Consider the following 19,934-nt stretch of genomic DNA (forward strand, 5'->3'; position numbering starts at 1 on the left):
TCTCGAAGACGAGTGACGCACAGCCGGCGGGAACAGGGTCGGACGGAACCACGCCGCCCGATTCGCAGACGGGCGCCGCGAGCGCAGCCGAGGCGAAGGCAGCCGAGGTGAAGACGGAAGCCGCGACCCGCGGTGGTCACGGCGAAGCCGCTGCGCAGGACGAGGCCGCTGCGACGCAGGATGAGGCGACTGCCACCGAGACGCCCGCAGTCGGTACGAAGGAGCCCGCGCGCACCAACGGTGTGACGGCGTCCCCGCCTGTTCCCGCCCAGCCTGCTCCCACCCAGCCCGCTCCCACCCAGCCTGCTCCCACACCGCCGGTACCGAACGCTCCCGCACCGTCGGCAGAGCTGGCGTCGGACGTGCAGACGCTCGAACGTGCGATCTACGAGGTCAAGCGCGTCATCGTGGGTCAGGACCGGCTGGTCGAGCGCATCCTGGTCGGCTTGCTCGCCCGCGGGCACGTCCTGCTCGAGGGTGTCCCCGGCGTGGCGAAGACGCTCGCGGTCGAGACGTTCGCCAAGGTCGTCGGCGGGTCCTTCTCCCGTGTCCAGTTCACCCCGGACCTGGTGCCCACCGACCTCATCGGTACCCGGATCTATCGTCAGGGTCGCGAGGAGTTCGACACCGAACTCGGGCCGGTGGTCGCGAACTTCGTCCTCGCGGACGAGATCAACCGCGCCCCCGCCAAGGTCCAGTCCGCGCTCCTCGAGGTGATGGCGGAGCGCCACGTGTCGATCGGTGGCAAGCGGTACCACATGCCCGATCCGTTCCTCGTGATGGCCACGCAGAACCCGATCGAGAACGAGGGCGTGTATCCGCTCCCCGAGGCACAGCGCGACCGTTTCCTGTTCAAGATCCTGGTCGACTACCCGTCGGTCGAGGAGGAACGCGAGATCGTCTATCGGATGGGCGTGAGTGCCCCGGAGCCGCATCAGATCCTCGGGCCCGAGGAACTCATCCGCCTGCAGAAGGTGGCGAGCGCGGTGTTCGTCCACCACGCACTGGTCGACTACGTCGTGCGGCTCATCGCCGCGACACGTACCCCCGAACAACTCGGTCTGCACGACGTCAAGGGCTGGATCGCCTACGGCGCGTCACCGCGTGCCACCCTCGGCATCATCGCCGCCGCGCGGGCGCTGGCGTTGCTTCGTGGACGCGACTACGTCGTTCCCCAGGACGTCCTCGAGGTCGTGCCGGATGTACTCCGGCATCGGCTGGTGCTCTCGTACGACGCTCTCGCCGACGAGGTCGACGCGGACGACATCATCACGCGGATCCTGCAGACGGTGGGGCTTCCGCAGATCGCGGCGCAGCCCGTCGCGCAGCCGCCTGTCCAGGGGCATCCGGTACCGGCGCCCTATCAGGGGGCGCAGGTGCCCGTCGGTCCGAACGCGATGAGCCGGCCACGGTGAGTGCCCGCGAGGAGCGTGCCGTCGCGGCCGCGCCCCCGTCCTTCCGATCCGGTGAACTGAGCGACCCCAAGCTGTCGGCGGCGCTCCGCACCCTCGAGCTGACGGTGCGCCGCAAGCTCGACGGCGTACTGCACGGCGACCACCTGGGATTGATCCCGGGGCCCGGATCCGAACCGGGGGAGGCCCGCGAGTACCAGCCCGGTGACGACGTCCGGCAGATGGACTGGTCGGTGACGGCTCGCACGACCCATCCCCACGTCCGGCAGACGGTGGCCGATCGGGAACTCGAGACCTGGCTGGTGGTGGATCTGTCGGCGAGCCTGGACTTCGGTACGGCGGCGTGCGAGAAGCGCGATCTCGCGATCGCCGCCGCGGCCGCGATCACCTACCTGACCTCGAACGGCGGCAACCGGGTGGGTGCGGTCGTGTCCACGGGGGCGACCACCACCCGGATGGCGGCGCGCGGGGGCCGCGTGCACGCCCAGGCGATGTTGCGGCGGATCGCCACCACTCCGCACGCACCCGACGGGGTGCGCGGCGACCTGCGGGGCGCTCTCGAGGCGTTGCGCAGGCCGGAACGGCGCCGCGGCCTCGTGGTCGTCATCAGCGACTTCCTGGGCCCCATCGACTGGGAGCGGTCGTTGCGTGCGCTCGCCGGTCGGCACGACGTCCTCGGGGTCGAGGTTCTCGACCCTCGCGATCTCGAACTCCCCGACATCGGTGACGTCGTCCTGCACGACCCGGAGTCGGGACGAACCCGCGAATTCTCGATCACTCCGCAACTACAGGCGGATTTCGCGCGGGCGGCCGCGGCCCACCGTGGCGACGTCGTGCAGGCGCTGCGGCGAGCCGGTGCGCCGGTGTTGAGTCTGCGCACGGACAGGGATTGGATCTCCGACGTCGTCCGCTTCGTGCAGGCTCGCAAACACAGTTACGGTGCAGCGCTGAGCCAGGGGTCCCGCCGGTGAGCCTGTCGCAATTCTCGAACCCGTTGTGGTTGCTGTTCCTGCTGGTCGTGGCGACGCTCGTCGTCGGCTACGTCCTGGTGCAGCGCCGGAGGCACCGGAACACACTGCGGTTCACGAACTTCGCACTGCTCGAACGGGTCGCTCCGGATCGGCCCGGGTGGATCCGGCACGTGCCCGTCCTGCTGCTGGTGCTGTCCCTGGTGTTCTTCACCGTCGCACTCGCGGGACCGACGAGGGACGAGCGGGTTCCGAGGAACCGGGCGACGGTGATCATGGCCATCGACGTCTCCCTCTCGATGCAGGCCACCGACGTGGAGCCGACCCGGCTGGCCGCCGCCCAGGAAGCCGCGAAATCGTTCGCCGACGGGCTGACGCCCGGGATCAACCTGGGTCTCGTCGCGTTCGCGGGCACTGCCTCGGTGCTCGTGTCCCCGACGACGAATCGGGACGCGACCAAGGCTGCGATCGACAATCTGCAGCTCAGTGAGCGCACCGCGACAGGCGAAGCGATCTTCACTTCGCTGCAGTCCATCTCGACGCTGGCCGCGGTGCTCGGCGGCGGGGACGAGGCGCCGCCCGCCCGGATCGTGCTGCTGTCCGACGGCAAACAGACGGTGCCGGAGAGCCCGGACGATCCGCGGGGCGGCTTCACTGCGGCCCGCCAGGCGAAGGATCAGGGCGTGCCGGTCTCCACGATCTCCTTCGGCACCACCTACGGGCGGGTGGAGATCGAGAGCGACCGGATCCCGGTGCCCGTGGACGACGAGTCCCTGCGGGAGATCGCGGATCTGTCCGGCGGCAGCTTCTTCACGGCGTCGAGTCTCGAGGAACTGCGCAAGGTCTACGACACTCTCGAGGAGCAGATCGGCTTCGAGACGCGTCGCGGCGACGCGAGCCGTCCCTGGATGCTGCTCGGGGTCCTGTTCGCGACCACAGGATTGGCGACGGCGCTGGTGTTCCGTCAGCGCCTGCCCTAATGTCCTCGTCCGATCCCGCTCACCGGTGGTGTCCCACCGGTGCCCGTCGTCGTTACTGAATCGACTCACCAGATAGGTTGATGTTCATGTCGCGAACCGAAGGTACTGACCAGTCAGTACGCCCCGTGTCCACCCCGCGCTCGGTCCTAGTGACCGGTGGCAACCGGGGAATCGGCCTGGCCGTCGCTCAGCGACTGGCCGCGGACGGACACAAGGTGGCGGTCACCCATCGGGGATCCGGTGTGCCGGAGGGACTTTTCGGCGTCCAGTGCGACGTCACGGACTCCGAGTCGGTCGACCGCGCGTTCGCCGAGGTCGAAGCTCACCAGGGGCCGGTCGAGGTGCTGGTGGCCAACGCCGGGATCACCGACGACACCCTCCTCATGCGGATGACGGAGGAGCAGTTCACCAAGGTGATCGATGCGAACCTCACCGGCGCCTTCCGCTGCGCCAAGCGCGCCAACCGGGCGATGCTGCGCGGGCGCTGGGGCCGGCTGATCTTCCTCGGTTCCGTGGTGGGGCTGGCGGGCCAGGCCGGCCAGATCAACTACGCGTCCTCCAAGGCCGGTGTGATCGGTCTCGCCCGCTCGGTCACCCGTGAGCTGGGTTCGCGGTCCATCACCGCCAACGTCGTCGCGCCGGGTTTCATCGAGACGGACATGACCGCCGAACTTCCCGACGACCTCCGGGACATGGCCAAGAAGTTCATCCCGCTCCAGCGGCTGGGCAAGCCGGAGGACGTCGCTGCCGTGGTCAGCTTCCTGGCCTCCGAGGATTCCGCCTACGTCTCCGGCGCCGTCATCCCGGTGGACGGTGGCATGGGCATGGGTCACTGAGCGACGAGATCCGCCGAATCCGCGCGTCGGACCCGCACGCGCGTACCGACTTCCAGCACAGGAGGAACACCACCATGGGTGGACTGCTCGAGGGCAAGACCATTCTCGTCACCGGGATCATCACCGACGCGTCGATCGCCTTCCACGCGGCGGCGATGGCGCAGGAGCAGGGTGCGAAGGTGATCATCACCGGGCTGCCCGAGCGGCTGCGGCTGATCGACCGGATCGCCAGGCGCCTGCCACAGGAGGTGCCGCCGGCGATCGGTCTCGAGATCACCAGCGAGGACGACCTCGGTGCGCTCGCGGACCGAGTCCGCGCGCTCGCGCCGGAGGGGATCGACGGTGTCCTGCACTCGATCGCCTTCGCCCCCAAGACCTTGATGGGTCCGGACGCCAAGCCGTTCCTGGAGGGGCCGGGACCGGACGCGGCGAAGGCCTTCGAGATCTCGGCCTGGAGCTACGCCTCGCTCGCCCGCGCGGTGCTTCCCGTCATGAACGAGGGCGGCTCGATCGTCGGCATGGACTTCGATCCGCGTACCGCGATGCCGTACTACAACTGGATGGGTGTCGCGAAGGCCGCGCTCGAGTCGGTCAACCGCTACGTCGCCCGCGAGGTAGGCGCGGCGAAGCGGATTCGGTCCAATCTCGTCGCCGCCGGCCCGATCAAGACCCTCGCCGCCAAGGCCATCGCCGGAACCGCGACGGACGACGCCGCGAAGATGAACCAGCTCAACGTGTTCTGGGACGGGTCCGCCCCGATCGGGTGGAACGTCGACGATCCGTCCGTGGTGGCGAAGTCGGTCGTGGCCCTGCTGTCGGACTGGCTGCCGGGCACCACGGGATCCATCGTGTACGTGGACGGCGGCGCGAGCCACAACACGTGGCTGCCCGAGAACCTGCCGACCGCCTGACGCGATGACGGACGCGCTACTGGTGCTGTCGTTCGGGGGCCCCGAGCGCCCGGAGGACGTGCGTCCGTTCCTCGAGAACGTCACCCGAGGACGGGGCATCCCCCCCGAGCGGCTGGATGCGGTGGTCGAGCACTACCTGCACTTCGGGGGGATCTCGCCCATCAACGCGCTCAATCGCGACATCATCACTCGGTTGGAGGCGGACCTGGCCGCCGCGGGCCTGGACCTGCCCGTCTACTTCGGCAATCGCAACTGGCACCCGATGGTGGAAGCGACCGTGGAGCGGATGCGGGAGGACGGTGTCCGCGACGCCCTGGTGTTCGCCACCTCCGCATGGGGTGGGTACTCGGGGTGCCGCCAGTACCACGAGGATATCGCCCGGGCTCGCGAGGCAGTGGGTGCCACGGCTCCGCACCTGCGCAAGCTGCGTCAGTACTACGACCATCCGCTGCTGGTGTCCGCGTTCGCCGAATCGGTGCGGGCCGCGGCCGCTGCCCTCCCGAACGAGACGCGGGGCGGGGCCCGGTTGGTGTTCACGGCGCATTCGGTCCCGGAAGCCGCCGACGTGAATGCCGGTCCCGCCGCGGAAGGTGGCCGCCTGTACAGCCGACAGGTAGCCGAGGCCGCCCGGCTCGTCGCGGCGGAGGCGGGATACGACGACTACGACCTGGTCTGGCAGTCCCGTTCGGGCCCGCCGCAGGTGCCGTGGCTCGAGCCGGACGTCGTCGACCACATCGACGCTCTCGCCGCCCGATCGGTTCCCGCGGTGATCGTGTGCCCGGTCGGCTTCGTCTCGGACCATCTCGAGGTCGTGTGGGACCTGGACACCGAGGCCGAGCAGGCGGCGCGCCGGCACGGAATCGGCTTCGCGCGGGCAGCGACCCCGGGCACCGACCCGCGGTTCACCCGGATGATCCTCGAGTTGATCGCCGAACGGCGCGAGGGCGCTCCGGCTCGTCGACTGGGGACCGAGCCGCTGCTCGGGGTGGGGCTCGACGGGTCGGCGTGCGCGGATCGATGCTGCCTCGCGGTTGGCCGGCCGGTTTCGGCGACGCCCGCTCGCTGAATCCGCGCGTCAGCTCACTCGCGCACCCGCGTTGACCGCGGCCGTCCGGGCGAGGCGCACCGCGGCACGCAGGGGACGGAGATGTGCCTCGAGCGCGGCGGCGGAGACCGAGTCCACGGCGCGGGTGGCCACTGCTCCCACGACCGCGCCCGCACCGTTCCCGCCCGGCCCGGTCGCGTCGGCGGCGGTGACGATGGCGGCGACGTGGTCGGCGGAGTCGAGTATCCGTAGCGCCCGCGGGGGCAGCGTGCCGGGATAGGGGTGCCGTGCGGCGTCGTCGAGAGCGGCAGCCACCGCTGCCCGGGCATCGGCGGCCGATCCGCTCACCAGAGCGAGCTCACCCACCGCGTCCGCCGCCGCGCGCACGGCCTCGCGGATCGCGTACTCGGCCTCGCCCAGGCCGGTCGCATGGCCGCTCAGGGGTATCTCGGGAACGTCGTGCACGGTCCACCGGAGCACGTCGGGTGCCTCCGCAGCGGGGACCACACCGATACCGTGGCTCCCGGGTGGGCCGACGAGGATGCCGTGGCCCGCGGCGAGTGCGGCCTCCGCGAAGCCCGTGCCCGCCGGCAGGGTGCTCACGTCACCGGCAGCGGGAAGGACCAGACGCACCTCCGCGCCGGGCCGGTCCGCCACGGTCCGGCGCAGTGTCTGCAGCAGGGCGGCGACCCCGGTGGCGGCAGGTTCCGGATAGGGCAGGCCGGAACGACCCGCGGACACGGCGTCCTGGGCGAACACGAGGTGCATCGGTGCCCACCGGTGCAGGGCATCGACCAGATCGTCCGGCGCGCTCTCGCCGCGGAGCCAGGAGCCCGCCCAGGCGGCGAGAGTGGTGCTGGGAGACGTCACGGCAATCCAGCATATGTCGGCGTGGCGAGTCCCGCCGCCGCGGCCGGGTGGCCTAGCGTCGAACGCCGTGAGCGACAGGTACGGCGACATATTCTCGGGACACCCGCGCGGGCGGAGGAAGGCGGCGCCGACGGTGGCCGCGGACCGCGACCTGGTGGTGGAGGACGCGGCCACGGGCTACTGCGGAGCGGTGGTCGGATTCGAACGCACCTACGACGGCGACTTCGTCCGGCTCGAGGACGGCCGGGGCCGGACTCGCTTGTTCGCGATGCGGGAGTCGGCCTTCCTCATCGACGGGAAGCCGGTGACCCTCACCCGTCCCGCGCCGGCTGCCTCGCGGGCACCGGCTCGCTCCGCCTCGGGATCGACGAAGGTCGAGGGCCTGCGGGCCAGGACGGCCAGGGCGAGCCGGATCTGGGTCGAGGGCGTGCACGACGCGGCCCTGGTGGAGCGCGTGTGGGGTCACGATCTCCGGGTCGAGGGTGTCGTCGTCGAACACCTCGAAGGCCTCGACAATCTCGGTGCCCGGCTCGCGGAGTTCGAGCCGGGCCCGGGGCGCAAGGTCGGGGTGCTGGTCGATCATCTGGTGCACGGATCCAAGGAATCTCAGCTGACTCGTGGCCTCGGCGAGTTCGTGCTCGTCACCGGGCACCCGTTCATCGACGTGTGGGAGGCCGTCCGGCCGAGCGCGGTCGGTATCGAGGCCTGGCCGAAGATCCCTCGCGGGCAGGACTGGAAGACCGGGATGTGTCGTGAACTAGGTTGGGGCACACCGCAGGACGGGTGGCGGAAGGTGTACGGGTCGGTACAGAACTTCCGCGATCTCGAGGCGCCGCTGATCGGTGCGGTCGAACAGTTGGTCGACTTCGTGACGGCCTGATTCCTCCCCTTCTGGTTAGATGGTGTTGTGGTCGCACTGTTTTGGCTCATCGGAAGCGTGGCGCTCGCCGCGGCCGAGGCGCTGGTGGGAGAGTTCTTCCTGCTGATGCTCGCCGGGAGCGCCCTCGCTACCGCCGGTTTCAGTGCGGTCACGGATTTCCCGGTGTGGGTCGATGCCGTCGTCTTCGGAGTGCTCTCGCTCGTGCTCGTCCTCGGTGTGCGCCCGGCCCTGATGCGCCGATTCGCCGCGCCGCCGGCGGTGCCCACGGGAATCGACGCCCTGCCCGGAAAGCAGGCGCTCGTGCTCGAGGACGTGGGCCTGCACGGCGGCACGATCAAGTTGGACGGAGATGTGTGGACGGCCCGCCCGCTGGACGGCACCGAGGTGTATCCCGAGGGCGAGACCGTGACCGTGATGGAAATTGACGGCGCGACCGCCGTCGTATGGAGGGGACCGTAGTTGTGGCTGCACTCATAGTGCTGATAGTCGTCGTACTGTTCGTGGTGCTCGTCGCCGCGAAATCCATTGCCCTGGTACCGCAGGCGGAAGCCGCGGTGATCGAACGACTCGGCCGGTACACCCGGACGGTGTCGGGACAGCTGACCTTCCTGATCCCGTTCGTGGATCGCATCCGCGCCAAGGTGGACCTGCGCGAGCGCGTGGTGTCCTTCCCGCCGCAGCCGGTCATCACCCAGGACAACCTGACCCTCAACATCGACACCGTGGTGTACTTCCAGGTCACCAATCCGCAGGCCGCGGTGTACGAGATCAACAACTACATCGTCGGTGTCGAGCAGCTGACGACGACCACGCTGCGCAACGTCGTGGGTGGCATGACTCTGGAGGAGACCCTGACCTCCCGTGACTCCATCAACGGACAGTTGCGGGGTGTCCTGGACGAGGCCACCGGCCGCTGGGGTCTGCGCGTCGCCCGAGTGGAGCTCAAGAGCATCGATCCGCCGCCGTCGATCCAGGAGTCGATGGAGAAGCAGATGAAGGCGGATCGGGAGAAGCGCGCGATGATCCTCACCGCGGAAGGCTCACGCGAATCGGCGATCAAGACCGCGGAGGGCGCCAAGCAGAGTCAGATCCTCTCGGCGGAGGGCGCCAAGCAGGCCTCCATCCTGGGCGCCGAAGGTGAGCGGCAGGCCCGGATCCTGCGCGCTCAGGGTGACCGTGCCGCGAAGTATCTCGAGGCGCAGGGTGAGGCCAAGGCCATCGAGAAGGTGTTCGCCGCGATCAAGTCGGGCAAGCCGACTCCGGAACTCCTGGCCTACCAGTACCTGCAGACCCTGCCGGAGATGGCGCAGGGCGACGCGAACAAGGTGTGGCTGGTTCCCAGCGATTTCGGCGACGCCCTCAAGGGGTTCGCCCGCACTCTCGGTGCGCCGGGAGAGGACGGGGTCTTCCGGTTCGAGCCGACCCCGGCCGATGCCGACGCGCCCAAGCCCGAGGACGATTCCGACGAGGTCGCCGAGTGGTTCGAGACCAAGTCGGACCCGGCGATCGTGCAGGCGGTGCGGCAGGCGGAGGTCGAAGCCCGCAGGCCGGTCGAGGATCCTGCGGCCGCGGCACTGTTGCGGAAGGCGACCGGGACTCCGGAGCCCGCTCCCGGTGAAGGCGTGGCGGGGCTTCCTCCCACCGACTCCTGAGCCCCACGGGTCTACTGCCTCACGGATCTACAAGACCGCTCACGGCAAGCTCGTCGACGCCGGAGTCACCGAGGAGATCCTGCCGCCGCGGAACATGAGCGCTATCGAACGCACCGCCGCCACCACGGCGGTGGCTGGCGAGCTCGTCGGCGAAGGCTGGGCCGTGCGAGACGAGGTCCTGGTTTGAGCATCCACTCCGCGGCGGATGCGGTCACCGGTCAGCTCGAGGTCGAGAACGGCATTGACTGACCCCGCGGGGCAGAGCCCGTACCACCCGGGCACGCACACACTGTGGAACTTTGTCGATATCCGCGACCCCGGTCTCCTCGCACAGTACGAATCGGTCGCATCGTCGCTGCGCCTGGCCGAACTCGCCGTGGACCCGATCTGCGGCGAGTTTCGACTTCGCGCACCTCCAGGCGATCCACCACCACCACCACCACCTACTCCAAGACGTCTACCCCTAGGCCGGTGAGATCCGCACCGTCCAGACCTGGGCCGGCGCCACCGGGATCCCGCACGACCCACCGGACGTGATCGCCCAGAGCCTGTCCCACCACTTCGACGAGCTCCGCGCCGCGGACTACCTCCGCGGCCGCGACCACGAACACTTCGTCCAGGGACTCGGCCAGACCTGGGGCGATCTGCCTGCTGGTGTTGCGAACATATTCGCAACGGAACTATCTTCCGCCTGACCGGACGGCTCCAACATGACCGGTTCTGTCGGTGCCGGTCGATAGTGTTCGGATCAGTGCTCGACTCGCGAGCACATGGGCGGTCTGGTTAGTCCGAGGCTGCTGCGGTCAGTGACGTGAAGGCTCAATTGAAGAAGATGGGCGTTACTCCGAACGATGCTGAAGTACGGCGATTGGTGAGAGAGGCGCGTAAGGAGTGACTGCGTGACGCACGCGGAGGTGCAGCTCAGAGACTATGTTGCATCTGGTCGAATATGCGGCGGTTGATCATCCACCCCTTCGTCGACGGCAACTCGCGATCACAGCGAGTGTTCGTCGACGAGCTCGCCCGCGAGACGGACTGGGCGATCGACTGGCGCACCGTCAACCCCGCGGCCCTCGCCGCCGCCCGCACCGTCGCCTACCTGGACCAGGGCGAGGTCCTCACCGACGTGCTGCGGCCCGCCGTCGTCGAGCCCGAGCGGCTGCTCGTCATCGTGGTCACCGAAGAGCCGCGGCCGACGATGAGCACCGTCGGTGAGCACTGGCGCACGATGCTCGAGCACGTCGACCAGCACCCTGACCAGCAGCACACCTGGGCCACCCAGCATCATCCCGAGCACGCCGCCGAGCAAGCCCGGCAGGCACAGGCACGGCAACACCTCGAGCAGCAGCAGCAGCGGATCCAGCAGGCATGGACCCAGCAGATCCGCAGCGGCAGCGACGGACTCGGCCACAGCGGCCCTCGACTGTGACTCGGCGTCCACTTCTTTCTCGCGACCGAAACTGACTTCACCTGGACTGCGGTCGCGGGCTCTGACAGCGTCCATCGTGGGGGAGTCTTCGAGTCGGGGCCAAGGCATCTCCTAGACCTGCACCCGATTTCGAGGAGTATCGTGCGTCGAGCCCTGTCTATAGTCACCGCCGCGGCAGCAGCCGTAGCAACCACGGCCATGCTGGCCGGTTCCGCCCATGCAGACCCGGCCGAACCAGATCCGGCCGACAACCCGGTGGTTGCCTACGCGCAGGAGAACCCGCGCGACTTCATCGGAATCAATGCTCTCGCCGAGAAGGAGTTCGGGCAGTCCGTCGAGTTCACCGTCTCCGACGTAGACGGTCCCGTCGACGCCCGCACCGCGGACGCATTGAGCAATCTCGGCGCGGCCGGATTCCCCGAATTCGCGCCGTTCGCGGTGCCGACGAACGCGTTCTCCGTCGTCGGCTACTGGCTGCCGTCCGCCGGCCGCGGGGCAACCTACATGGGGACCTGGGACTTCCGTGACGACTACGTCAACGGCTCTGCACCGGACGACTTCGCGTCGATCATGTTCGACTGGTCGAGCAGCTGCCTGATCCTCACCTCGACCACCTACAACTCGTATTACTACGACGGTGAGCGCACCACCGACTCCACGATGTACCTCAAGGACGGAGGAATCGGCGGATCACCGATCGTCGGCCTGCGTGATGCCACCAGCGGATTCAAGCTCAACGTCGACCACGGGCACATGAGCGCGAGTGTGCTGCGCAAGCCCGGATGCAGTGCGCAGCAGTTCGGTGCGCAGTTCGCCTACGAGCACAATCAGGACGGCGGATCCGCGCTGTCGGTGTCCGCGTCTTTCCTCGGCGGACTGTCGGTGGGCTACTCCGGTGGACCGGATGCGATGCAGAAGAGCACCACCCCCGGCTACCTGCAGTTCTAGAGTGAGGCCACATTCGATCGGTACCAAGAGGAGATCCGCGTGACCCGCTACTCCAGCGCAGCCCTTCTGCTCTACTTGTCCGCTGTCCTCGCACAAGCCCTGACCTGGGGTGATCTCGGCGCCGCCGAGCGCGGGACCCGCGTCGTCGTGTTCCTCCTCGTCGGGGCCGTGCTCGTCGCGATCCTCGATACCCGAGGCGACCGCGACCGCGGCCAGGACTCTCCGACGAAGTGAGCGGAAACGGATGAGCACCAGGCCGCCAGTTCAGACACTCAAACCCGTCGCGCCGACCGGATCCGGTCCGGACGCGAGGACCTCGCGCCCGGTGAACGAGTGTTACGTGATCGGCAGTCAGCAACGCCGCGAGGCGCGCAGCCAAGTGTTGGCTGCGCTCTCGCACACCGAGAATGCCCGCTGGGATCCCACAGCGGAAGGGGAGACCAGCTTCCCCGAACGCCGCCGCGACCTCGAAATCGCTGCACTCATTGCCCGGGTCCCTTCAAGGTCGTCACCCACTACAACATCATGGCGTGGACAGCGTGGGCGCTGATCGCGGCCGATTGGTATAGCGATCCGACCGAACAGAACATGCGGAAAACATCCGGCGCGTTCACGCCCATGTGGGAACGAGGCGCACCGAGCTCGTGAAACCCTGGCTCGGCCGTCTGGCCTCGTCCTCAGGTGATGAGGGCGCGGCCCACGCCGCACACGGCGAGCGCCCACAGCACGCTCGTGAAGGTGCCGATGATGAATTGCTCGGACGCGTGGGGTTCCCGCAACTCCGGATACCGTGCGAGCCCCTTGACGGCGAGTACGACGGCGATTCCCTCGGGCCAGCCGGCGAGGACGGCAACGGCGACCGCGGTGCGCTCCAGTAGGCCGATGACCCGACCACCGCGCAGAGGGCCGGGTGCGGGCGGAGACCCCGCATCCGGCTGGCGGCGGGCGAAGCGAAAGGCGGCCAGCACGAGGGGTGCGCCGCCCGTTGCGGCGGCGGTGACGGTGAGCACCAGGGTGGCGGCCAGGGCGACGCCGGTCACCGGGGTGGTGGCGGTGGCGGCAAGCGCGCCGACTGCGAGACCGAGGAGGCCGGCGAGCGGTGCCACCCAGTGCGGCAGCCGCCGCGACGGTGAGAGGACGGGTGCCAGCGCGGCGATTCCCAGGCCCCACAGTGCGACGATCGTCATGTATCCGCCTCGGCGAGTAGTCGTTCGGCGAGTCGGCGTCCTACCTTCTCGACCTGCCAGTGTGCAACGGACAGGCGCTGTGACACCGCCTGCTTCGAGATTCCCAGAAGTTCGGCCGTCTCGGTCTGGGTGAGCCCTCGTCGGAGGTGCGACACGGCCTCGCGCCCCTCGGGGGTGCGTCCGGCGACCACGACCGACAGCAGCGCGAGCGCGGCGTCGGCGTCTTCCGCGCTGTCGGAATCGGGACCGGAGAAGGCGATTCGGCCGGGTGCGTTCTTCGCGCGATCGACCGCACGCCGCGCGGCCTCGAAAGCCCGTCCGCGGCCGGCGCGTGTCTCCTCGGGGAGGGGATGCTCCACGTCGCCCGCGCCGATCCCGATGCTCCAGTGTTGCCGGTCGATCAGGTCGAGCGCGACGGACAGGGCGAGTCCGGCGTCGTCGGTGACGAGTTGTACCTCGTCACCTGCGGTGCGTTGCGGGGGACGCAGCGCGGGGAGGTCGCGCAGATCGTCGAGGAGGGGAGCGACGCGGTCGACATCGCGGCGGCTGCCCCGCTGGTCGACCGTCATCACGAACATGGGTAAAGGGTATGAGCTTGATTCATCAAAGTCAATGAAAAAGGCTTGACTTGCCCGGATCAAGGGAAGGCTCTCACGCCCTGTCGTCACTCCCGACCCTGTCGTCCGCCGAAGCCGTCGTGGCGACGGTCACGATCGAGTCCCGCGGCGGGCGGCGGGCGTCGACGACCAGGCCGATCAGCCCGACGGCGATGCACGCGCCGGAGACGAGCAGAAGCGCAGGCCTGGTCTGCCCGGTGAGCGCGTCCCCGAGCAGAACCACACCGACCGTGCCCGGCACGATCCCGACGAGTGTGGCGGCCGCGTAGGGGAGGGTGCGGATCGACGAGACGCCGCACACGTAGTTGACCACCGAGAACGGAACGAATGCGATCAGTCGGAGCGAACCGACCGCGAGCCATCCACGGCGGTGGATGCGTTCGTCGACCCGGCGTACCACCGGGTTCGTCAGCCGTTGCCAGACGACCTCCCGGCCGACGGCGCGCACCAGCCACAGGGCCGCGATCGCACTGACGGTGGTCGCCAGCACGGAAATGCCGATGCCCAGCCAGGGGCCGAAGAGGAGGCCTGCGCTCAAGGTGAACACGGTGCGGGGAAAGGGGAGGATCGTCACCAGCGCGTGGACCGCGAAGAAGACGAGTGGGAACAGCGGGCCCACCGACTCCGACCATTCGCGGATCTCGAGCACCGACGGGTGCGGAGCGAGCAGCACCGCGACCACCACGGCGAGGGCGAGGGCTCCCGCGGCGATCAACCGGCGGTCACCGAGGAGTCTCGTCACGAGGACCCAGACTACCGCCCGACCCCGCCCCACACCGGTTACCGAGGATTCGGCTGTCCGCATCGGCCCGCGCCCGACGGGAATCGTCGTGACCACGCACGATGCAACGTGAGGTGATCCTCACGATAGCGATCGTTTCGTTGCGGCTAGCATCACAGTCGAAGGTCACGGAGACCGGTCGTCGACCGTCGCGGACAGTCGGCGGCGAGGCCTCGTGAACGAGGGGCGAAACGCCGCAGGAGAGGAAGTCGTCGCGTGCCATCAGTTCCACGGGCGGAAGGCCCACGGGCAGGGGACACTGCCGAGGCCTACCAGGCCTGGCAGAAGTCCGTCGCCGGGGTGCTCGCCAAATCCCGGCGGGTGGACCCGGAAGAACTCGGTCCGCAGCCGCAGAAACTGCTCGAGACCGTCACGTACGACGGCGTCACCGTGGCGCCGCTCTACACCTCGCGGGACGAGCGGCCCGAGCCGCCGCTTCCGGGGACCTATCCGTACGTGCGGGGCACGGACCCGGACCGGGACGTGAACACCGGTTGGAAGGTCACGGCTCGATACGTCGGCACCGACGCCACCACGGTCAACACCGAGATCCTCGACGGCCTCGGCGCCGGGGTGAGCGCACTCTGGCTCGCCGTCGGAGGTGCCGGAGTGCCGGTGGGTGATCTCGCGCGGGCGCTGGACGGGGTCCTCTTCGACCTCGCGCCGCTGACGCTCGACGCCGGTGCCCACACCGCCGCCGCGGCCGAGGCCCTCTACCCCGTGTTGGATGTGGCGTCGGTCAGCGATCGGGCCGCTGTCACGGTGAACCTCGGCGCCGCTCCGTTGACCAGCGCCTACGCCGACCGTCCGGACGTGAACCTGGACACCGCCGTCGAACTGGCCGCCGCGGCCTCGGCCCGTACCGAGACCGTTCGGGCGATCACGGTGGACGGCACCGCCTTCCACGATGCGGGGGCCTCCGACGCCGAAGAACTCGGTGCCGCCGTCGCGGCCGGTCTCGAGTACCTCCGTGCGGCGACCGGCTACGGGCTGACCGCCGCGCAGGCGCTCGAACAGATCTCCTTCCGTTTCTCCGCCACCGACGACCAGTTCCAGACGATCGGCAAGTTCCGTGCTGCCCGACTGCTCTGGGCGCGGGTGGCGCAGGTCTGCGGAGCATCCGAGTTCGGTGGTGCACCGCAGCACGCGGTCACCTCCGCGGCGATGATGGCGCAGCGCGACCCGTGGGTGAACATGTTGCGCACCACCCTGGCCGCGTTCGGTGCCGGAATCGGTGGGGCGGACGAGGTGACGGTCCTCCCGTTCGACAGCGCACTCCCGGAAGGTGCGCTCGGCGTATCGCGGTCCTTCTCCGCGCGCATCGCCCGCAACACCCAGTTGCTCCTGCTCGAGGAGTCCAACCTCGGGCGGGTCCTCGATCCGGCGGCGGGATCCTGGTACGTCGAGGACCTGACCCATGCGATCGCGGAGGCCGCCTGGGAGTTCTTCCAGCAGATCGAGGCGGCGGGCGGATTCGTCCAGGGCGGCGCCGTGGTACGCGAACGCATCGCGCGGACCCGGCAGCGACGCGAGTCGGACATCGCCCACCGCAAGACGGCGGTGACCGGTGTCAACGAGTTCCCGAACCTCGCCGAAGCGCCTCTGCCCGCCGGCGGGCACGCCACCGCGGTCTCCCGCTATGCCGCCCAGTTCGAGGCGCTCCGGGACCGCTCGGATGCGCATCTGGCTGCCCGCGGCGACCGGCCGCGCGCGCTGCTGGTTCCACTCGGCTCGGTCGCCGAGCACAACGTGCGCACCACCTTCGCCTCGAACCTGCTCGCGTCCGGGGGGATCGAGGCGGTCAATCCCGGCCCGCTGGCCCTCGGAGACGGGGCGATCGCCGGGGCCGCGGCCGAGGCACAGGCCACCGTGGCGGTGATCTGCGGCACCGACAAGCGGTACGGAACGGAAGCATCGGCTGCCGTCGACGAGTTGCGCGCCGCCGGGGTCGGTACGGTCCTGCTCGCGGGGTCGGAGAAGGCGCTGGCGGACGGTGGGTCCCGGCCGGACGGCTACCTCACCGCCCGAATCGATGCCGTGTCCGAACTGACCCGGCTCCTCGATCTCATCGAAGCGGACCTCATCGACGGTACGACCAAGGCAGGTGCCCAGTGACCACTCGCGAGGTACGGCACGTCATCGGCAGCTTCGCCGACGTGCCCCTGACCGACCCCCAGTTCCCCACACCGGAACCGCCGACCACCGAGCAGACGCGACAGCTGATCGAATCCGGTGCGGCCGCCAACAACTACAGCGCCGACCAGGTGGTGTGGTCGACGCCGGAGGGCATCGACGTCAAGCCCGTCTACACCAGGGCGGACCGGGACGCGGTGGTCGCCGAGGGCTATCCCCTGGGCAGCTTCCCCGGCGCGGCACCGTTCCTGCGTGGGCCGTACCCGACGATGTACGTCAACCAGCCGTGGACCATCCGCCAGTACGCGGGATTCTCCACCGCGGCCGAGTCGAACGCCTTCTACCGGCGCAACCTCGCGGCCGGGCAGAAGGGCCTGTCGGTGGCATTCGACCTGGCCACCCACCGTGGCTACGACTCCGATCATCCGCGCGTGCAGGGCGACGTCGGCATGGCCGGCGTGGCGATCGACTCGATCCTGGACATGCGCCAGCTCTTCGACGGTATCGACCTGTCCCAGGTCTCGGTGTCGATGACGATGAACGGGGCCGTGCTCCCGATCCTCGCGCTCTACGTGGTGGCTGCCGAGGAGCAGGGCGTCACCCCGGAACAACTGGCCGGAACCATTCAGAACGACATTCTGAAGGAGTTCATGGTCCGCAACACGTACATCTATCCGCCGAAGCCGTCGATGCGGATCATCTCCGACATCTTCGCGTACACGAGTGCGAAGATGCCGAAGTTCAACTCGATCTCCATCTCCGGCTACCACATCCAGGAAGCCGGGGCGACGGCCGACCTCGAGCTCGCCTACACCCTCGCCGACGGCGTGGAGTACATCCGGGCCGGACTGGACGCGGGAATGGACATCGACAAGTTCGCGCCGCGGCTGTCGTTCTTCTGGGCGATCGGGATGAACTTCTTCATGGAGGTCGCCAAGCTGCGTGCCGGGCGCCTGCTGTGGAGTGAGCTGGTGGCGAAATTCGAGCCGAAGAGCGCGAAATCGCTGTCTCTGCGCACGCATTCGCAGACCTCCGGCTGGTCGCTGACCGCGCAGGATGTGTTCAACAACGTCGCCCGCACCTGTGTCGAGGCGATGGCCGCGACCCAGGGGCACACCCAGTCGCTGCACACCAACGCGCTCGACGAGGCGATCGCCCTCCCGACCGACTTCTCGGCGCGCATCGCCCGCAACACCCAGCTGTTGCTGCAGCAGGAGTCCGGGACGACACGGCCGATCGATCCCTGGGGTGGCTCGCACTACGTCGAATGGCTCACCCACGAGCTGGCGAACCGTGCCCGTCAGCACATCGCGGAGGTGGAGGAGGCCGGCGGCATGGCCCAGGCCATCGGTGAGGGCATCCCGAAGCTGCGGATCGAGGAGGCCGCCGCTCGCACCCAGGCGCGGATCGACTCCGGCCGTCAGCCGCTGGTCGGCGTCAACAAGTACGTGCCGGACGAGCCGGACAGCATCGAGGTGCTCAAGGTCGAGAACACGAAGGTGCGGGCCGAGCAGTTGGCCAAGCTCGAGCGTCTGCGCGCCGAGCGCGACGAGTCGGCCACCCAGGCCGCTCTCGCCGAGCTGACCCGCGCGGCCGCGGCGACCGAGGGCGGGATGGAGAACAACCTCCTCGCTCTCGCCATCGATGCGGCGCGGGCCAGCGCCACGGTGGGGGAGATCTCCGACGCACTCGAGAAGGTGTACGGACGTCACCAGGCCGAGATCCGTACGATCAGCGGCGTGTATCGGGACGAGGCGGGGAAGGCGGACAACATCACCAGCGCAACCGAACTCGTCGAGAAGTTCGCCGACGCCGAGGGTCGGCGGCCGCGTGTGCTCATCGCGAAGATGGGTCAGGACGGCCACGACCGCGGGCAGAAGGTGATCGCGACCGCGTTCGCGGACATCGGATTCGACGTCGACGTGGGACCGCTGTTCCAGACCCCGGAGGAGGTCGCCCACCAGGCGGCGGACAACGACGTGCACGTGGTCGGCGTGTCGTCGCTGGCGGCGGGCCACCTGACGCTGGTGCCCGCGCTGCGGGAGGCGCTCGCGGAGGTCGGTCGTCCCGACATCATGATCGTGGTCGGCGGCGTCATTCCCCCAGGCGACTTCGACGAGTTGCACGAGGCCGGGGCGTCGGCGATCTTCCCGCCGGGAACCGTGATCGCGGATGCCGCTGTCGGTCTGCTCGAGAAGCTGGCCGTGCAACTCGGCCACGACCTGAGTTGACGGGTGTGATCGGGTAGTGCCACAACCACTCACCTCGACACCGGCGGTGGACGTCGACGCGCTCGCCGAGGCCGTGCGCTCCAATCAGCGCGCCGGCCTGGCCCGGGCGATCACGCTGGTGGAATCGACGCGCACCGATCATCGGGACGCGGCCCAGCAGTTGCTGCTGAAGCTGCTGCCCGAGGCGGGCGGTGCCCTGCGGGTCGGGATCACCGGTGTTCCCGGCGTGGGGAAGTCGACGTTCATCGACGCTCTCGGGATGTACCTCATCGAGAAGGGGCATCGAGTCGCGGTTCTCGCGGTCGATCCCTCCTCGACCAGGACCGGGGGTTCGATCCTGGGGGACAAGACCCGGATGTCTCGGCTCGCCGCCGAGCGAAGCGCCTACATTCGCCCGTCGCCGACGTCGGGAACGCTGGGCGGGGTCGCCAAGGCCACCCGCGAGACGATCGTGCTGCTCGAGGCCGCCGGATTCGACGTGATCCTGGTCGAGACGGTCGGCGTCGGTCAGTCCGAGGTGACGGTCGCGAACATGGTGGACTGCTTCTGCTTCCTCACCCTGGCTCGCACCGGCGACCAGTTGCAGGGGATCAAGAAGGGCGTCCTCGAACTCGCGGACCTCGTCGCGGTCAACAAGGCCGACGGCAAGCATGAGCGGGAGGCGAAGGGCGCGGCCCGCGAGCTCGCCGGTGCACTGCACATGATCCATCCGCACGACGCGATCTGGACGCCGCCGGTCATCACGATGAGCGGGCTCGAGGGCGTCGGCCTGGACACGTTCTGGGACACCGTGTTACGGCACCGCGACGTCCTCACCGACGCGGGCCGGTTCGAAGAGAACCGCAGGCGGCAGCAGGTGAACTGGACTTGGACGATGGTCAACGAGCAACTGCTGCGGCGCCTGTCGGGCAACGAGCGAGTGCGTGCGATCCGCGACGACGTGGAGCAGCGCGTGCGCGACGGCTCCCTCACCGCAGCCCTGGCCGCGGGGGAGATACTCGACGCCTTCGACGGGACGACGACGAACGGCGCGGCCGGCGTTTCACCGGACTGA

General features: G+C 69.0%; 19 protein-coding genes. 15 read left to right on the plus strand and 4 right to left on the minus strand.

The genetic code is table 11. The features are described from left to right. The first annotated feature begins 242 nt into the window (after positions 1-242). The 6 genes from G4H71_RS21220 (at position 243) to G4H71_RS21245 (ending at position 6,173) form a co-directional block, all read left to right on the plus strand. Complete coding sequence (locus tag G4H71_RS21220) at positions 243-1,415, plus strand: AAA family ATPase (protein WP_072738278.1); 1,173 nt, start codon at positions 243-245, stop codon at positions 1,413-1,415. Further along, positions 1,412-2,383, plus strand: coding sequence for a DUF58 domain-containing protein (locus tag G4H71_RS21225; RefSeq protein WP_072738219.1), 972 nt, complete (start codon positions 1,412-1,414; stop codon positions 2,381-2,383). The genes G4H71_RS21220 and G4H71_RS21225 overlap by 4 nt, the downstream gene beginning before the upstream one ends. Next, positions 2,380-3,360, plus strand: a complete 981-nt coding sequence (locus tag G4H71_RS21230; protein WP_072738220.1) for a VWA domain-containing protein — start codon at positions 2,380-2,382, stop codon at positions 3,358-3,360. The genes G4H71_RS21225 and G4H71_RS21230 overlap by 4 nt, the downstream gene beginning before the upstream one ends. Before the next feature lie 86 nt (positions 3,361-3,446). After that, positions 3,447-4,196 carry a 3-oxoacyl-ACP reductase FabG1 gene (gene fabG1 / locus G4H71_RS21235; RefSeq protein ID WP_072738279.1) on the plus strand — a complete coding sequence of 250 codons (750 nt, stop codon included), beginning with the start codon at positions 3,447-3,449 and terminating at the stop codon, positions 4,194-4,196. Positions 4,197-4,270: 74 nt separating this feature from the next. Next, a complete protein-coding gene (gene inhA, locus G4H71_RS21240; protein WP_072738221.1) occupies positions 4,271-5,107 on the plus strand; it encodes an NADH-dependent enoyl-ACP reductase InhA in 837 nt (278 codons plus the stop codon). A 4-nt stretch (positions 5,108-5,111) separates the two neighbouring features. Further along, positions 5,112-6,173, plus strand: a complete 1,062-nt coding sequence (locus tag G4H71_RS21245) for a ferrochelatase (RefSeq protein ID WP_072738222.1) — start codon at positions 5,112-5,114, stop codon at positions 6,171-6,173. A 9-nt stretch (positions 6,174-6,182) separates the two neighbouring features. Here the strand turns inward: G4H71_RS21245 and G4H71_RS21250 are convergent, their stop codons facing one another. Beyond that, entirely contained in the window at positions 6,183-7,022 is an 840-nt protein-coding gene (locus G4H71_RS21250; RefSeq protein WP_072738223.1) for an Rv1486c family protein, read from the minus strand. Positions 7,023-7,035: 13 nt separating this feature from the next. Between G4H71_RS21250 and G4H71_RS21255 the strand changes: the two genes are divergently transcribed. The 6 genes from G4H71_RS21255 (at position 7,036) to G4H71_RS21280 (ending at position 12,165) form a co-directional block, all read left to right on the plus strand. Beyond that, on the plus strand, positions 7,036-7,902 hold the full coding sequence (locus G4H71_RS21255; protein ID WP_083343108.1) for a DUF3097 domain-containing protein: 867 nt from the start codon (positions 7,036-7,038) through the stop codon (positions 7,900-7,902). Between the two features lie 27 nt (positions 7,903-7,929). Beyond that, positions 7,930-8,361: an NfeD family protein gene (locus G4H71_RS21260; RefSeq protein ID WP_072738225.1), complete on the plus strand. Its 432-nt coding sequence runs from the start codon at positions 7,930-7,932 to the stop codon at positions 8,359-8,361. A gap of 2 nt (positions 8,362-8,363) precedes the next feature. Further along, entirely contained in the window at positions 8,364-9,554 is a 1,191-nt protein-coding gene (locus tag G4H71_RS21265) for an SPFH domain-containing protein (RefSeq protein WP_246442718.1), read from the plus strand. A 958-nt stretch (positions 9,555-10,512) separates the two neighbouring features. Next, a complete protein-coding gene (locus G4H71_RS21270; RefSeq protein ID WP_139183269.1) occupies positions 10,513-10,983 on the plus strand; it encodes a hypothetical protein in 471 nt (156 codons plus the stop codon). Between the two features lie 198 nt (positions 10,984-11,181). Next, on the plus strand, positions 11,182-11,931 hold the full coding sequence (locus G4H71_RS21275; protein ID WP_072738228.1) for a hypothetical protein: 750 nt from the start codon (positions 11,182-11,184) through the stop codon (positions 11,929-11,931). A 39-nt stretch (positions 11,932-11,970) separates the two neighbouring features. Then, a complete protein-coding gene (locus tag G4H71_RS21280; protein ID WP_072738229.1) occupies positions 11,971-12,165 on the plus strand; it encodes a hypothetical protein in 195 nt (64 codons plus the stop codon). A gap of 443 nt (positions 12,166-12,608) precedes the next feature. Here the strand turns inward: G4H71_RS21280 and G4H71_RS21285 are convergent, their stop codons facing one another. From G4H71_RS21285 to G4H71_RS21295, 3 genes are all read right to left on the minus strand, one after another. Beyond that, positions 12,609-13,118 carry a hypothetical protein gene (locus G4H71_RS21285; RefSeq protein ID WP_072738230.1) on the minus strand — a complete coding sequence of 170 codons (510 nt, stop codon included), beginning with the start codon at positions 13,116-13,118 and terminating at the stop codon, positions 12,609-12,611. Then, positions 13,115-13,696, minus strand: a complete 582-nt coding sequence (locus G4H71_RS21290; protein ID WP_072738231.1) for a hypothetical protein — start codon at positions 13,694-13,696, stop codon at positions 13,115-13,117. Before G4H71_RS21290 ends, G4H71_RS21285 begins: the two co-directional genes overlap by 4 nt. Before the next feature lie 73 nt (positions 13,697-13,769). Next, positions 13,770-14,477, minus strand: a complete 708-nt coding sequence (locus tag G4H71_RS21295; protein WP_072738280.1) for a TVP38/TMEM64 family protein — start codon at positions 14,475-14,477, stop codon at positions 13,770-13,772. Between the two features lie 255 nt (positions 14,478-14,732). Between G4H71_RS21295 and mutA the strand changes: the two genes are divergently transcribed. Genes mutA through meaB form a run of 3 tightly spaced genes read left to right on the plus strand, consistent with a single transcriptional unit; the run spans position 14,733 to position 19,934 of the window. Next, complete coding sequence (gene mutA / locus G4H71_RS21300) at positions 14,733-16,631, plus strand: methylmalonyl-CoA mutase small subunit (protein WP_072738232.1); 1,899 nt, start codon at positions 14,733-14,735, stop codon at positions 16,629-16,631. Further along, positions 16,628-18,880: a methylmalonyl-CoA mutase gene (scpA, locus tag G4H71_RS21305; RefSeq protein WP_072738233.1), complete on the plus strand. Its 2,253-nt coding sequence runs from the start codon at positions 16,628-16,630 to the stop codon at positions 18,878-18,880. Before mutA ends, scpA begins: the two co-directional genes overlap by 4 nt. Positions 18,881-18,896: 16 nt before the next feature. After that, the gene (meaB, locus tag G4H71_RS21310) at positions 18,897-19,934 is read left to right on the plus strand and encodes a methylmalonyl Co-A mutase-associated GTPase MeaB (RefSeq protein ID WP_072738234.1); all 1,038 of its coding nucleotides are present in this window, start codon (positions 18,897-18,899) and stop codon (positions 19,932-19,934) included.

The sequence above is a fragment of the Rhodococcus triatomae genome, from assembly GCF_014217785.1.
GTDB lineage: Bacteria > Actinomycetota > Actinomycetes > Mycobacteriales > Mycobacteriaceae > Rhodococcus_F > Rhodococcus_F triatomae.

What these genes read in the sequence shown, in the direction of transcription:
- G4H71_RS21245 (WP_072738222.1), top strand. Translation starts at nt 5,112, where the DNA reads ATGACGGACGCGCTACTGGTGCTGTCGTTCGGGGGCCCCGAGCGCCCG.
- G4H71_RS21290 (WP_072738231.1), bottom strand. Translation starts at nt 13,696, where the DNA reads ATGTTCGTGATGACGGTCGACCAGCGGGGCAGCCGCCGCGATGTCGAC.
- inhA (WP_072738221.1), top strand. Translation starts at nt 4,271, where the DNA reads ATGGGTGGACTGCTCGAGGGCAAGACCATTCTCGTCACCGGGATCATC.
- G4H71_RS21255 (WP_083343108.1), top strand. Translation starts at nt 7,036, where the DNA reads ATGTCGGCGTGGCGAGTCCCGCCGCCGCGGCCGGGTGGCCTAGCGTCG.
- G4H71_RS21275 (WP_072738228.1), top strand. Translation starts at nt 11,182, where the DNA reads ATGCTGGCCGGTTCCGCCCATGCAGACCCGGCCGAACCAGATCCGGCC.
- fabG1 (WP_072738279.1), top strand. Translation starts at nt 3,447, where the DNA reads ATGTCGCGAACCGAAGGTACTGACCAGTCAGTACGCCCCGTGTCCACC.
- G4H71_RS21285 (WP_072738230.1), bottom strand. Translation starts at nt 13,118, where the DNA reads ATGACGATCGTCGCACTGTGGGGCCTGGGAATCGCCGCGCTGGCACCC.